This window comes from Paracandidimonas lactea, from assembly GCF_021653995.1.
GTDB classification, from domain to species: domain Bacteria; phylum Pseudomonadota; class Gammaproteobacteria; order Burkholderiales; family Burkholderiaceae_B; genus Allopusillimonas; species Allopusillimonas lactea.
In genome coordinates, this window is the sequence record NZ_JAJJOZ010000012.1 from 47,750 (window position 1) to 61,733 (window position 13,984).

A 13,984-nucleotide genomic window follows, 5' to 3' on the forward strand; every position below is an offset into this window, starting at 1 on the left:
TACGGAGACTGCCATGAGGCATACACTGATCGCGGGCGCAATACTCGCCTTGACCACCACTGCGGCGGCACTTTTGCCCACCGACCAGGCACGCGCCGACACCTACCCCTCCCGCACAATCACCATTGTGGTGCCGACCGCGCCAGGCGGTGGCAACGATGCTATGGCGCGCATACTGGCCGAAAAGATGAGCGCTAATCTTGGCCAGCCCGTCATCGTCGAAAACAAACCCGGCGCCAACGGCGCCATCGCCTCGCAATATGTGGCACGAGAGAAGCCAGACGGCTACAGCATTCTGTTCGGCTATATCGCCACCCACGCCATCAACCCGGCGATACAAAAGCTGCGTTACGATCCGATCAAAGATTTTGCTACGATCGGCGAAGTAGCCACCTCTCCTACTCTGCTGATCGTCAACAAGGATCTGCCTGCTGCCAACGTTCAAGAACTGATCGCGCTGGCACGCAAGCCCGGCGCCAATATCAACTATGCATCCGCGGGCACCGGCACCGCACCGCATGCCGCAGGCGCCTTGTTCAATCTGGCCACCGGCACACAGATGCAGGACATCCCGTACAAGGGTTCCAACCCAGCCATGATGGATACGATAGGCGGCACCACGCAGGTCATGTTCCCCAGCCTGTTCAGCGCCGAACCCCACATCAAGAACGGTGCAGTACGGGCACTGGCCGTAGCTGGCGAGGAACGATCGCCCGTGTTTCCGGACTTGCCCACTCTCAAGGAACTGGGCGTGGATGTAGCCGTGGATCAGTGGTACGCCATGTTTGCGCCCGCCGGCACGCCCGCCCCTGTCGTTCAACGCCTTAATCAGGCATTGAACACCGCGCTGAACGACCCGGAAGTCAAACGCAAGTTCATCGCACAGGGGGCGACAGTGCGGCCAGGCACGCCCGATGCGCTGGCGCAACTGGTTTCTTCCGACCTCATCAAATGGAAGAAGGTGGTCGCGCAGACGGGCATGCAGGTCAACTGAGAGAGCGCCTCGTTCAGGCCGCGCGTGAACCGACCAATCAGGCCGGTTCACGCGCTTTGTCTACACGGACAAAGTAGCACCCCGGCCCGCAGCTGCCCGAATGCGCCCGACTTCAACTGGCTAATGCCATTGAGGGGCGCAACGTGCAGGCTGCGTTCAAGCGGCCCGCCGCTGCCGACTCACAAGCACTATCGCAATGCCGCCCAGTACCAGGGCGCACGCCGCGACGATGCGCAGCGTCAGTATTTCATCCAGCAGAGCGATGCCGGCCAGCACACTGATTACCGGCACACTCAACTGCACCGTACTGGCTTTCAACACCGATAGTTCGCGCATGGCGCCATACCACAGCGCATAGCCCATACCCGATGCCACCGCCCCCGACAACACGGCATACATAGCGCCTTCCAGATCGGTGTTCAGCACAGCCAAAAATGGTAACGCACAGGCTAGAGCAAACGGCACTGCGCGCAGAAAATTACCAGTGGTTTCCGCAAGCGGATCTGCGACGCCCTTACCCAATATCGAATACCACCCCCAGCTCGCCCCGGCCACGATCATTAGCGCCGCACTGCCCAGCGGCGGTGCGCTGCCACCTGGCAGCAGTAGATACACTAAACCGGAAATACCCAGCAGCAAACCCGCTGTGCCAGCCAGCGACAGCCGTTCTCCCTTGAGCATGCCATACAGAATCATGCTGAGCTGCACCGCGCCAAACAATAGCAGCGCGCCTGTACCCGCTTCCATCCGGACATAAGCAAAGGAAAACGTGATGGCGTAGAGGATTAACGCAAAAGCACCGCGCCAGCTGCCTCGCACGGGTGCACCTGCGCCAGTGACACCAAGCAGGATATACAGCATGGCCGCCCCGCTGCTCATGCGGAGCAAGGTGAAGCTGGCCGGGTCGATATGCGCGCCCTTGAGCGCCAGCCTGCAGAGAATTGAATTACCCGCAAAACAAAGCATGGCCACACAAACCAGTGCGCTCAGCCTCAATGCGGTACAGCGCCCGTCCTGATCTGCATCGTTCTGCTTGGCCAGCATGCTGTCTCCCGATGTGGCCGATTTTTGGTTTTACATTCATGCGAGCACATATGCATGATCAGCCATGGATGTCGATTTTAGCAGCTCACCTTGCCCGCGCTACGCCACCGGGCGCACGGATACCCGAGCCAATCAGGCGGGGGCAACCCCTTCGTCTTCACGCCGGCGCCAGACACTGGCCAGCCACGGCTGTTGCGCGCGCGGCAGCCCGGCAGGCCGGTAGTAATGTTCAAGCTCATCGAAGCCAGCCGCCGCGAGCAATGCCTGCCAAGAGGACAGATCATGGTAAGACCCGTAGCGCGGGCCGTTCCAGCCTTCTTGATTCTGCCCATGCGGGTTGGAGCTGAACAACACGCCGCGCGGCTTGAGCGACGCCCGCAATTGCCGCAGCACGCGCGGCAGCTCCTGCACGGGTACATGGAACAGCACGGCATTCGCGAATATGCCGTCAAAGTAGCTGTCGGGCAAGGCCAGATCGAGCAGGTTTTGCTGCAAAACTTCACAGCCGGAGCTGGCACGCGCCATCTCAACGAAGTGCTCGGCGCCATCCAGCCCGATGGCGCGGTGCCCGAGCGCACTGAAGGTTTTCAGGTCGCGCCCCGGCCCACACCCCAGGTCTAGCAGTGTGTAGGGCGGAGGGCCTTCGATATGACGCAGCAACGCTGCAATATTCTGGCTGACATCATGATCCTGCGTACCGGCGCGAAACGATTGCGCATTGTCGTTGTAATGCGCAATCGTCAACGCGGTGATCCGGCGCAGGGTTTCTTCATCGAGTGTCATGGGCATGCAATATGGAAGCCGTCGACTCCCCAAGCTTACTCGATCTTGATGCCGGCCTCATCCACGACTTTCTGGATCGCCACGGTATCCTCGCGGATCTGCGTGGCAAAGGCGGATGCCGAGCCGCCGCCCGCCGCAGCGCCCTTGTCTGCCAGCACTTTCTCAACTTCGGGCAGTTTGAGGATCTCATTGATCTCTTTGTTCAACTGTGTGGTCACTTCCGCGGGCATCCCAGCCGGCCCCAGAACCCCGAACCACTGCCCCATGGTCACTGCCGGATAGCCAACCTCCTTCATGGTGGGCACATCGGGCAGCAGGGGGATGCGTGAGGGGCTGACCACAGCAATGCCAATGAGTTTACTGGCCTTGATATTGGGCACCATAAGCGGCGGTGAATCGACATTCATGTCAACCTCGCCGGACAGCAGGTCGTTCAATGCTTGTGCGCTGCCCTTGTAGGGGATATGCAGCAACTTTACATCGGCAGCCTTGGCAAATTGCGCCGCTGCCAGATGCTGGGAACTGCCCACACCCGAAGAGGCATAGCGCAAACCACCCTTCCTGGCCAGCGCCATGAACTCATCCATATTCTTCACCCCCAGTTTGGGCGTGACCGTCAGGATCAACGGTGTGCTGGCAACCATGGCAATCGGTGTGAAGTCTTTGTTTACATCGTAAGGCAGATTCTTATAAAGGGCTGGCGCCGTCGCGTTGGAATTCGAGTGCCCCATGAGCAGCGTATAGCCGTCGGGCTTGGCGCGCACCACCAGGTCAGCCGCAATCGTGCCGGCGGCGCCGGGCTTGTTCTCTACCACGAAAGTCTGGCCCAGACGCGCTTCCAAATGCCTCGAGATCAACCGCGCAACAACGTCGGTGAAACCCCCGGGGCTGAAACCCACGATCATGGTGACCGGTTTGTCGGGATAGGCCGCGTGCGCCGCAGCGCCGGCGGTCGCCAGCATGGCAGCAGCCAGCGTAATGGCAATCTTGTTTTTGATCATGTCTCCTACTCTCCCTTTCTTTATCATGGAGTTGGTACTACAGGAACAACAAAACTTACGACACCAGACGAGCATATACCGCACGGGATCAGCCTTCCTCCCTCGCCAACGCTCGCTCGCGAATTTGCGCAAGATCGGGAGGCGGCGGGAAACGCTTGCCAGATTTGCCCGCCTTCATGACCTGCCCGGGCACGTCGTGCCCAACCATGTCGGCCATCTGGCGCGCACAGGCGACCAGCCGGTCTAGGTCTACGCCAGTTTGCAGCGCCATGCAGGCCAGCATATGTACGAGATCTTCGGTGCATATGTTGCCCGTCGCGCCCGGCGCATAAGGGCAACCGCCTAGCCCTGCCAACGAAGCATCATAACGGTCGATACCAGCAGCCAGGCCGGCGATGACGTTGGCCAGCCCCATGCCACGGGTGTTGTGAAAATGCAGGGTTAGTGCCAGGCCCTTCCAGCGTTGCGCCAAGCCTCGGCAGAGGGCGTCAACCTGCGCAGGGTTGGCCATGCCGGTGGTATCGCAGAGGGTAATACCCTGGGCGCCGCGGTCAGCGAAATAATCCCCCAGGCGAAGAACCTCCTCGGGTGGCACATCACCTTCCATTGGGCAGCCGAAGGCCGTCGAAATAGAAACATTCACAGCCGTCTGACCAGCCATCCGGTCAACGATGTGCCCCAGCACCGTGGCCGATTGCTTGCGCGTCATGCGCAGATTGGCCAGGTTATGGGTTTCACTGGCGGACATCACCAGGTTGATTTCGTCCACCCCGCATTCCTGGGCACGCTCAGCGCCACGCATATTGGGCACCAGCGCCACATAGGCAACACCGGGCATGCGCTCGATACCACGCATCACCGCTTCCGCGTCGCGCAGGGCGGGAATCGCCTTGGGGGAGGTAAAGGACGTTGCTTCGATCTTGGCCAGGCCGGTACGGCTCAATGCATTGATCAATGCGATCTTTTCGTCGGTGGGCACGAACACTGGCTCAATCTGCAGCCCATCCCGCATCGATACGTCATTGACGTAAACGCGGCGCGGCGCCCCCGCCAGCCATGAACTGCCCTCGCCCGTGTGATTGCCGGCATCCATCAGATCACCTCCAACTGTTTGAGCCGGGCGATCTGATCGTCATCGAACCCCGCCTCGCGCAGTACTTGTTCTGTATGCTGCCCCAAGCGTGGCCCACCGCCGTCGAAAGCACCCGGGGTTGCGCTCAATTTAGGCACCACGCCTGGCACCTTAAGCGAGGAGCCGTCTTCGAGCGCGATGTCGCAAATCATCTCACGCGCCCGGTATTGCGCATTGCCGATGATATCCTTGATGGTAAAGATACGCCCCGACGGCACACCCGCCTTCCCCAGCGCCTCCAAGGCTTCGTCGATGGTGCGCTCACTGGTCCACGCGGCGATGGCGGCGTCGATGCCTGCCATATTGGCCACCCGCCCTGGATTGCGCGCAAGCACCGGATCGTTGGCCATATCGTCGCGGCCGACCAGTGACATGAGCCGCTGGAAGATACTGTCGCCGTTGCCCGCAATCAGAAAATAGCCGTCTTTCGCCGGGTAGGCATTGGTCGGTGCAATACCCTGTATCGCCCCACCGGCGGGTTCGCGCAGCACGCCGTAACGGTCGAACTCGGGCACCGCGCCTTCCATCATGTTGAAGACAGACTCGTACAGCGCCACATCAATAACTTGCCCCGAGCCTCCCCGCGCATCGCGATGATACAGCGCCATCATGATGCCGATAACGCCGTGCAGCGCCGACAGCGAATCGCCAATGCTGATGCCCGGCCGCACCGGCGCCTTGCCCGGCTCGCCCGTAATGTAGCGCAGGCCGCCCATCGCCTCGGCCACCACGCCATAACCCGTCAGATCCCGCATCGGCCCGGTCTGGCCGTAGCCCGAGATGCGCAGCATGATCAGGCCGGGGTTTTCATTGGCAAGCGACGCATAATCCAGGCCCCATTTCTCCATCGTTCCAGGGCGAAAGTTCTCGATCACCACGTCCGCCTGCAGAATCAGCGAGCGCGCAACGGCCTGCCCCTCCGCCTTGCGCAGATCGAGTGCGACAGACTTTTTATTGCGTGCCTGCACATGCCACCACATTGAGGTGGTGCCCTCGTCCGTACGCCAGGAACGCAGCGGGTCGCCCTGCCCTGGCGGCTCGATTTTGATGACATCGGCGCCAAAGTCGCCCAGCGTTTTGCCGGCAAAGGGCCCCGCAATGAGGCTGCCCATTTCGACGACACGAATGCCATCCAGAGGTCTTTGATTCATGCTGCGATTTCCTACGCGCTTGATGTGAAGTGAAATAGTGTGATGTGCTGCGATCAGAGTGGCCGCAGAAGGCGGTAGCACAAGCCCGCGCTGCGCAAATCGACGCTGCGCAACGCAACACGGTGCGGCCTTGCACCTTGCGCACGAACGTCGCGCAACAAAAGCATCATAAGAAGCAGGACGAATCCTGTGAAGCAATCATTTGGAAGCACAGCCATCTCATATCAAGATGGTAAAAACGTCTTTAATTGGGGATTTCCCTAGTAAGTGCGAAACCATTCCCTGTTTTTGACGTGCCCTCAAGGAACAGCAGGCGTATACCGCGCGGTGCACGGCTACCGGCATCGCCGCCTTTCCCCCATCGCAAGCCATAGACATATGGAGCCGCACAACAATCAACGGACGGCGAGTTCCGCCCCGCCATGGGCCAGTTGCTCGCCATGCGCCAGATGCTCGCGCAGCAGGCGCGCGATCAACGGCAGCGCAGCCGCCGGCCGACCGATCAGCATCAGATTGCGGCGTGCCCAGGGCTCGGCCAGCGGCCGCGCCACCAGCCCCTCGGCGTGCAGAAACGACTCCACACTACCCCTGGGCAGAATACCAATACCGAGGTTGTGCGCCACCATGCGACGCAAACCGTCGAAACTGGTGGCTTGCATACGCAGCCTGAGCGGCATCCCCAAGCCAGCCGCTGCCGCCACCAGCATGTCGCACAGCGAAGTGCCTCGAGGCAGGCCAACATAGTCATATTGCAGCGTATCGACAAAACGCACGCTTTCCCGCGCAGCCAGCGGATGCCCCGGCGGCATCATCAGCATCAACTCATCTGTGCGATACAGCCAGCCGTCCAGGCCATCGAGTGGCCGCTGCGGCACCAATATCCCCAGGTCCGCCGCACCGCTTGCCACCAGCTTGTGTACATCCTCGCTCACGTGCTCCTCCAGATCGATCTTGACCGTAGGATGCATAAGAAGAAAGGCGGACAGATCCTCGGGCAAAAACTGCACGATGGCCGACGTGTTGGCCACCAGACGCACCTGCCCTTTGACACCGTTGGCATAGTTGCTCATCGCTCCGTCCAACGCTGCCAATTCGGCGAGCACCTTGCCGGCATGCTGAAGCAGCTCCGCACCTGCCTGCGTCAGCGTTACACCGCGCCGGTGCCGGAAGAACAGCTCTGCACCAATGGCGCGCTCCAGATCCGACACCCGCTTGCTGACCGCCGACGCCACGGTATGCGCCTTCTCCGCCGCCGCGGCAATCGACCCTTCCTGGGCCACACTGACAAATATCTTGAGTGTCTGAATGTCGTATTTCATTGCGCCGGGCTGCTTTGCGATTGCAATTTCCCTGCAGTGCGTTCTGGCGCTCCTTGCTGGGTGCTTTTTGCTGGACTGCTACGCCATTCATTGAACACGTCGCGGCCAGGCACCGCCAGCGCCTTCATGTGGCGTAAAGAACGGCCATCACAGTGAACGATCGGTTGAAGCGAAGAACGGTCGCTTGAGTTTACTTCAGGTATTTATCGCGGAGAGGATGCGGAAACTTTTGGCATAGATGATGGATCGGATTGCAACGCGTGGACGCGGCGTAGGCCAGCGAAAGTCCAAAGGCCGTAACGAGTCTCTTCATAATCGATTATCTCCTCAGATTAACTAATATTCAGGGTGGGCGCGTACGCCCGTCCCCATAAACCGAGTGTGGCTACAGACCTCTGACAGCAAAAAGCCCCATCCTCTATTATGAGGACGGGGCTTTTCAGAACGCTATTGTATCAGTTCAGCACTGATTACATGTTGTCGATCAAAACATGTATTTTTGATTTTTATCTTTACAAATCAACTCTGTTCTTAATACACAGAGTTCACATGGCCCCAAATATGGCCCCATTCGAAATGGTGAAAAATGCTTGACCCAGATAGATTGAAATCATAGCAAATGTACCACCCTGGACGATAATGAACCTACACATCGCACATCGGAACACGAATGGACGACACACAGCAATTGGTCATTTTTGAAGGAGAAGCCGGACAGGTGGAAGTGCGGCTGGAAGGTGAGACTATCTGGCTGACCCAAAGACAGATGTCCGAGCTATTCGACACCTCTCCAGAAAACGTGCTGATGCACCTGAAGAACATTTACGATGCTGAAGAACTCTCCGAACCGGCAACTACTAAGGATTTCTTAGTAGTTCGAACGGAAGGCAAGCGCCAGGTTAAACGCAGCCTGAAGCACTATAGTCTGGACGCCATCATTTCCGTAGGCTATCGGGTCAACTCCACCCGCGCCACCCGGTTCCGCCAATGGGCTACCACCGTTCTACGAGAACACCTGACCCAAGGCTACACCCTGAATCGCCAGCGCTTCGAACAGAACGCCGCCGAACTGGAAGCCGCCCTGACTCTGGTGAAGAAAGCCGCAGCCGGCGACGCCCTAACCACCGACCAAGGACGCGGCCTGCTGGATGTCATTGCCCGCTACACCCACACCTTTCTGTGGCTGCAGCGCTATGACGAAGGTCTGCTGGCCGAGCCACTGGGCAGCCCTGGCGGGACGCTTCCATCTACTGACGAGGCCCGCAACGGCATTGCGCGGCTGAAGGCCGATCTCATGGCCCGCAAGGAAGCCACGGCCCTGTTCGGCAACGAACGCGAAGGTGGCTTGGCTGCCGTCCTGGGTAACCTTGATCAATCCGTGTTCGGCGAACCTGCCTACCCCACCGTGGAATCCAAGGCCGCCCACCTGCTGTACTTTGTCATCAAGAATCACCCATTCTCAGACGGCAACAAACGCATCGGCTCCTATCTGTTCGTGGACTTCCTGGCCCGCAACGACCGTCTGCTGCGGGACGGCGAACCCGTCATCAATGATGTCGGCCTGGCTGCTCTGGCCTTGCTGGTGGCGGAGTCCGATCCGAAGTCAAAAGAAGTGATGATCCGCCTGATTGAAAACATGCTGGCACCCACCCAGATCAGAACAAACCCATAGCAAGGGAGCACCCATGAACGAACCTCTTTCCGAGGTCATCCGTATCCGGGTGACCTCGTCCCATGCTGCGCGCCTAGGCGAAGCCGCCGCCCTGTCCGGGCTATCCCTCTCTAACTATATAAGGCGACGGCTTTCCGCCGACGACACGCTGCAAGAAGAACTTACGCTACTACGCAAGGTCGTCGCCGATCTGGGCCAGCTGCGCGATACCCGCCTGGCTGCTATTGAAAGCGCCCACCTACTGCGGGCCATGGCCAAGCCTGAACATCTCGCCATCGCACAACAGACGCTGCAGCAGCGCTGATAACCCAGGCCAACTGGCCGCACGCTCCACCCTACTCCCGGAGACTCCCCATGCACACCCTTCCCGCCCTGAGGGCTGGGGCGCTGGCGCTTGCCTGCGTCCTGGCTCCTGTTGCCCACGCGAACGGCACCATTGAGCTGCTGACAGGCATTCCCCGCCTAGCCTGCGAAGCGACGCTATGCCTGTCATCCAGCCTGCGCCCTGGCGAATGCAGCCCGTCGCTGAATCATTATTTCGACATAAAGAAGTACAACAAGCGCGGCCTGGACTGGTCTGCGACGGTAGCGGCCAGACGGGCTTTCCTGTCAGAGTGTCCGGCTTCCCGTGAAAATGGCATGGCGCAGCGCATCGACGCCATTGCCCGAGGGGCAGGCAAATGTGATGCAGGCTTCCTGAATAGCAACTACGCCGGTACTGCCTACAAATGGCGTAAACGCGGCTACCGCTATGGCGGCGACAGCGACGAACCCGTCTACGAAGTGCATCCCCTTCGCACGGTCACGCTCACACAGCTGCCCGCTTATTGTGTGGTCTACAACGATCACGCCTGGACCTATGAACTGTCTGTCCGGTATGTGGGCAGGCCGGCCATGGGCGGCTACTGGATCAAGGCTGAGGATTACAACGCGGCACAGGCAAGGTGGGAGGCTGAGCACACGGGGCAGTGGGCCAGCGGCTGGAACTTCTCGCTGACCGACCCCAGGCACCGCAGCGACAACTGAGGACGCCACCATGCTTGCAGAACTCGCCGCCCTGGCTCTTGCCTGCGCTCCCGATATTCACCCGGTCACACTGCATGCCGTGGTCAAACATGAATCCAGAGTGCAGCAGTACGCCATCGGCGTCAATCGCAAGGGCCACCAACTGAAGCGTCAACCTCGCAGCCTGGAGGAAGCCACCGCCGCAGCGCAATCACTGATTGACCAGGGCATCGACTTCGATGCCGGGCTGGGCCAGATCAATGTGCGCAACTGGGCATGGCTGAAGCTGGATGCCACGACCGTGTTTGACCCCTGCCGCAATCTGACGGCAGCCCAGACCGTGCTGGCTGACTGCTACACCCGAGCCTTACCCACGCACAAAGACCCGCAGCAGGCGCTGCGCGCCGCGCTGTCCTGCTACAACACCGGCAATTTCAGCCGTGGCTTTACCAACGGCTATGTGGGGAAAGTGCTGACCCAGGCGGGCATCAAGGTACCTGCCCTGGTGCCGCTTGCCGACGATACGACATCCGCGGCTGCGACCGGCACACCGGCCCAGCCCTCAGAGAAGCCCAGGCAGAAGCCACAGCCTGAAGCGCCACACGGCACACCCGATGGTTTCACCTCCAACCCGGCGACTGATGGTTTTGCTCAGACGCCCGACCCTGAGCCCGATCAGCGTTCCGACGCCTGACCACGGCTCACTAGGCCGGCAACCCTATTTCCCTTTTCACTGTCACCCCTGCGCCGCCCGGCGTCTGGGGCAGGAGTCTTTCCATGTCACTACTGAATCACTTCAGAAACGCTACGCAGCGCCTGCGTATTCTCAACAGATGGAGGACAGCCCTGCTGCTGTTCAGCATCACTCAGGCTGCATCGGCTCAATCCATCGGCGGGCTGTCCAGGGCGCAGACCACGCTGCAGACCCTGCGCGACAACCTGGATGTCATCCTGCCGATTGCCGCCATCATCATCGGCATCATCATCTTTGTGCTGTATTCCGCAGAGGTCATGCGCAAGGATGACGCCATCCGTTGGGGCATCGGTGTGCTGCTGGCCGGCTCAGCCGCTGAACTGGTTGTGCTGCTCTGGAAATAAGCCATGAACAATCACACCTACCCCGTCTTCAAGGGGCTGGGCCGCAAGGCCACCTTCATGGGGATTCCCACACGGCTGTTATTGGGTGCCTTCGCCGTTGTCGCGATGATCGCCATGACGGCGGGCCTAGCCTGGTGGGGACTCTTGTTCGTGGTCATGCCTACCCTGGCCATCCTCACCCGCGACGACGACAAAGCCCTGGACGTGCTCTGGCTGGAACTCAAGACCCGTAAACGCAACCGCAACCAGCGTTTCTGGAAAGGTTCCAGCTACGCCCTGCACGGCTACCACCGGCGCCGCCCCTGGCGCGCGCTCATCCGATAAAGGACGCCACCATGACTGCTGCAGCCACTCTCGCCGTGGACGAACGGCGGGTTTCACGTTATCTGCCCTATTCCCACCATGTCACAGATCAGATCATCGCCTGCGACAACCACGAGTACCTGGCCGTCATCAAGGTGGCAGGGCGTGCGCCCGACGCCTACGCCCTGGAGGAACTGAAGGAATGGATTGAAGCCCTGCATAACGTGCTGCGCGGCCTGCCCATGGGATTGGTCGGCTTCTATTCCCACATCATCCGCCGCCGCGTCACCGAATACCCGGAAAGCACCTTCAGCCAACCCTTCGCCTCCCGGTTCGATGCAGCGTACCGCGCCACCTTCGATGCAAGCGGCCTGATGATGAATGACCTGTACCTGTCAGTGCTGGTTCACCCGGTAGAGGATCCGATACTTGGCACCTTCGCCAGTCTGGAAAAGGCCGACAGCCAGCGCATCGCGCACTGGCAGGCGGAATCCATCGCCCGCCTGAGCGACATACTGCGTACCCTCAAAGCGGGCCTGTACCGCTACGACCCGCAGACGCTGGGGATTGTGGATCGCAATGGCTTTGCCTTCAGTGAAACCGCTGAGTTCCTGGGCTTTGTGCTTTCGGGGCGTCATCGGCCTGTACCGGTTTCGCGGGAACGGTTACGCGACACTCTCCCCTATGCCCGGCCCATCTTCGGCAAACATGGTGAGCTTGGAGAACTGCGTACCGTGGCAGACTCGCGCATCTTCGGCATGATGGAGCTGCGCGATTACCCGGAAGCCAGCAAGCCCGGCCATCTGGATCGGTTGCTGGGCCTGCCGCACGAGTTTGTGCTGACCCAGTCCTGGGGCAGTCACACCGGAGCCGCCGCAAAGAAGCTGGTGAAACGCCATCAAAAGCTGCTGGTAGATTCCGGCGATGATGCCGGCAGCCAGGTAGGCCAGCTGACTCAGGCCATGGATGACCTCACTTCCGGCCGTCTTGGTCTGGGCGACCACCACGCCACCTTGCTCCTTTATGGCAACACGGCTGAAGGCGTGCGCCAGGCACTGGCGCATACAGCCACCGCCCTGGCCGAAGAAGCCATCGGCTTCAGGCCATTGGAAAAAGCCCTGGAAGCTGGCTTCTGGGCGCAGCTGCCTGGCAACTGGCACTGGCGTCCGCGTCCGGTGCCAATCACGTCGCTCAACTTCCTGTGCTTCTCCAGTCTACATAACCAACTGACGGGCAAGCCCGCTGGCAACCCCTGGGGGCCAGCCGTCACCATGCTCAAGACGCAAACCGGCAGCCCGTTCTTCTTCAACTTCCATGCTTCGGTGGAAGACCTGGACGAAACCGGCAAGCGACGCCCGGGCAACACCATGATTATCGGCATGACCGGCACCGGAAAAACCGTGCTGCAGGGAATGCTGCTGACCCAAGCACAGAAGTTCGGCGCAACGTGTGTGGTGTGGGACAAAGACCAGGGCATGCAAATTCTCATCATGGCGCTGGGAGGGCGCTATTTCAATATCCGCCTTGGCGAATCCACCGGCTGGAACCCATTTCAGATGGAACCTACGAAAGGCAACGTGGCCTTCATGGTGCGGCTGGTTGTTTTCCTGGCCGAACGCCGGGGGGAAGCGGTCACCACCCGACAACATGCCGACATTACCCAGGCCGTGCAGCAGCTGACCACGCTGATCGACCGCGAAGCCCGCACGCTGTCCACCCTGAACACCTTGCTGCCCAACCCTTATAGCGAGGACGACAGCACCAGCACCATTCACGCACGCCTGGCACCGTGGTGCCGGGGCGGTGAATACGGCTGGGTGTTCGACAACCCGGCAGATCAGCTGAGCCTGGCAACGGATGACGGCCAACCGGCCATCTTTGGCTTTGACCTTACCGAACTGCTGGACGATGACGCGGTACGCGGCGCGGCCACCATGTATTTGAAGCACCGCATCGACGCCCTGCACGATGGCCGGCGCATCATCAACCTGTACGACGAATGCCAGCATCCGCTCAAGGACAAGCATTTCCAGGATGACATGCAGGACGCCAGCCGCACCATCCGCAAGAAAAACGGTGTGCTGGCCTTCGCCACACAGGAACCGGGAGCCATCACCGAAAACCCGGTTGGCCCTTCACTGGTTCAGCAAACAGCGACCCTGATTCTGCTGCCCAACCCCAGGGCCAAGGCCAGTGACTACATCGAAGGATTCGGCCTGACTGTGGCTGAGTTCGAGTTGCTGAAAACGCTGGGCGAAGCCAGCCGAAAGTTTCTCGTCAAGCAAGGCTCCAGCGTTACGGTGGCACAGCTGGACCTCTCAGGCTGCGAAGACGAACTGCTGGTGTTCTCCGGCAGCCCCGACATGGCAGAGGTTGCAGAACAGGCGGTAGCCCAGGCCGGGCCTGACCCAGCGCAATGGTTGCCGGTGTATCTGGATGCGGTTCGTAAAGGCCGCATTGTCCCGGCCACTTCATAGGAATA

Annotated in this window: 14 protein-coding genes; 8 read left to right on the forward strand and 6 right to left on the reverse strand. The window is 60.2% G+C overall.

What is annotated here, in order from left to right; translation table 11 throughout:
- Positions 1-13 precede the first annotated feature (13 nt).
- A complete protein-coding gene (locus LOL23_RS17650) occupies positions 14-994 on the forward strand; it encodes a Bug family tripartite tricarboxylate transporter substrate binding protein (protein ID WP_160979446.1) in 981 nt (326 codons plus the stop codon).
- A gap of 156 nt (positions 995-1,150) precedes the next feature.
- Here LOL23_RS17650 and LOL23_RS17655 read toward each other — a convergent pair whose 3' ends face one another.
- From LOL23_RS17655 to LOL23_RS17680, 6 genes are all read right to left on the reverse strand, one after another.
- Entirely contained in the window at positions 1,151-2,038 is an 888-nt protein-coding gene (locus LOL23_RS17655) for a DMT family transporter (RefSeq protein ID WP_160979444.1), read from the reverse strand.
- A 132-nt stretch (positions 2,039-2,170) separates the two neighbouring features.
- Positions 2,171-2,821 (reverse strand): class I SAM-dependent methyltransferase, encoded by a 651-nt coding sequence (locus tag LOL23_RS17660; protein ID WP_160979442.1) that lies wholly within the window; start codon positions 2,819-2,821, stop codon positions 2,171-2,173.
- Between the two features lie 35 nt (positions 2,822-2,856).
- Positions 2,857-3,822 (reverse strand): Bug family tripartite tricarboxylate transporter substrate binding protein, encoded by a 966-nt coding sequence (locus LOL23_RS17665; RefSeq protein ID WP_160979440.1) that lies wholly within the window; start codon positions 3,820-3,822, stop codon positions 2,857-2,859.
- An 88-nt stretch (positions 3,823-3,910) separates the two neighbouring features.
- Entirely contained in the window at positions 3,911-4,915 is a 1,005-nt protein-coding gene (locus tag LOL23_RS17670; protein ID WP_237174005.1) for a hydroxymethylglutaryl-CoA lyase, read from the reverse strand.
- The gene (locus LOL23_RS17675) at positions 4,915-6,105 is read right to left on the reverse strand and encodes a CaiB/BaiF CoA transferase family protein (protein ID WP_160979436.1); all 1,191 of its coding nucleotides are present in this window, start codon (positions 6,103-6,105) and stop codon (positions 4,915-4,917) included. Before LOL23_RS17675 ends, LOL23_RS17670 begins: the two co-directional genes overlap by 1 nt.
- Positions 6,106-6,500: 395 nt before the next feature.
- On the reverse strand, positions 6,501-7,424 hold the full coding sequence (locus LOL23_RS17680; protein WP_237174006.1) for a LysR family transcriptional regulator: 924 nt from the start codon (positions 7,422-7,424) through the stop codon (positions 6,501-6,503).
- Positions 7,425-8,094: 670 nt separating this feature from the next.
- Here LOL23_RS17680 and LOL23_RS17685 point away from each other — a divergent pair.
- The 7 genes from LOL23_RS17685 (at position 8,095) to LOL23_RS17715 (ending at position 13,979) form a co-directional block, all read left to right on the forward strand.
- Entirely contained in the window at positions 8,095-9,096 is a 1,002-nt protein-coding gene (locus LOL23_RS17685; protein WP_160979432.1) for a virulence RhuM family protein/type II toxin-antitoxin system death-on-curing family toxin, read from the forward strand.
- Positions 9,097-9,109: 13 nt separating this feature from the next.
- The gene (locus tag LOL23_RS17690) at positions 9,110-9,400 is read left to right on the forward strand and encodes a plasmid mobilization protein (RefSeq protein WP_160979430.1); all 291 of its coding nucleotides are present in this window, start codon (positions 9,110-9,112) and stop codon (positions 9,398-9,400) included.
- Positions 9,401-9,450: 50 nt separating this feature from the next.
- Positions 9,451-10,122, forward strand: coding sequence for a TrbM/KikA/MpfK family conjugal transfer protein (locus LOL23_RS17695; RefSeq protein ID WP_160979428.1), 672 nt, complete (start codon positions 9,451-9,453; stop codon positions 10,120-10,122).
- Positions 10,123-10,132: 10 nt separating this feature from the next.
- Positions 10,133-10,795 carry a lytic transglycosylase domain-containing protein gene (locus LOL23_RS17700; RefSeq protein ID WP_160979426.1) on the forward strand — a complete coding sequence of 221 codons (663 nt, stop codon included), beginning with the start codon at positions 10,133-10,135 and terminating at the stop codon, positions 10,793-10,795.
- Between the two features lie 83 nt (positions 10,796-10,878).
- Entirely contained in the window at positions 10,879-11,199 is a 321-nt protein-coding gene (locus LOL23_RS17705; RefSeq protein WP_160979424.1) for a TrbC/VirB2 family protein, read from the forward strand.
- A gap of 3 nt (positions 11,200-11,202) precedes the next feature.
- Positions 11,203-11,523 (forward strand): VirB3 family type IV secretion system protein, encoded by a 321-nt coding sequence (locus LOL23_RS17710; protein ID WP_160979422.1) that lies wholly within the window; start codon positions 11,203-11,205, stop codon positions 11,521-11,523.
- Positions 11,524-11,534: 11 nt separating this feature from the next.
- Positions 11,535-13,979, forward strand: a complete 2,445-nt coding sequence (locus tag LOL23_RS17715) for a VirB4 family type IV secretion/conjugal transfer ATPase (RefSeq protein WP_160979420.1) — start codon at positions 11,535-11,537, stop codon at positions 13,977-13,979.
- The last annotated feature ends 5 nt before the right edge of the window (positions 13,980-13,984 follow it).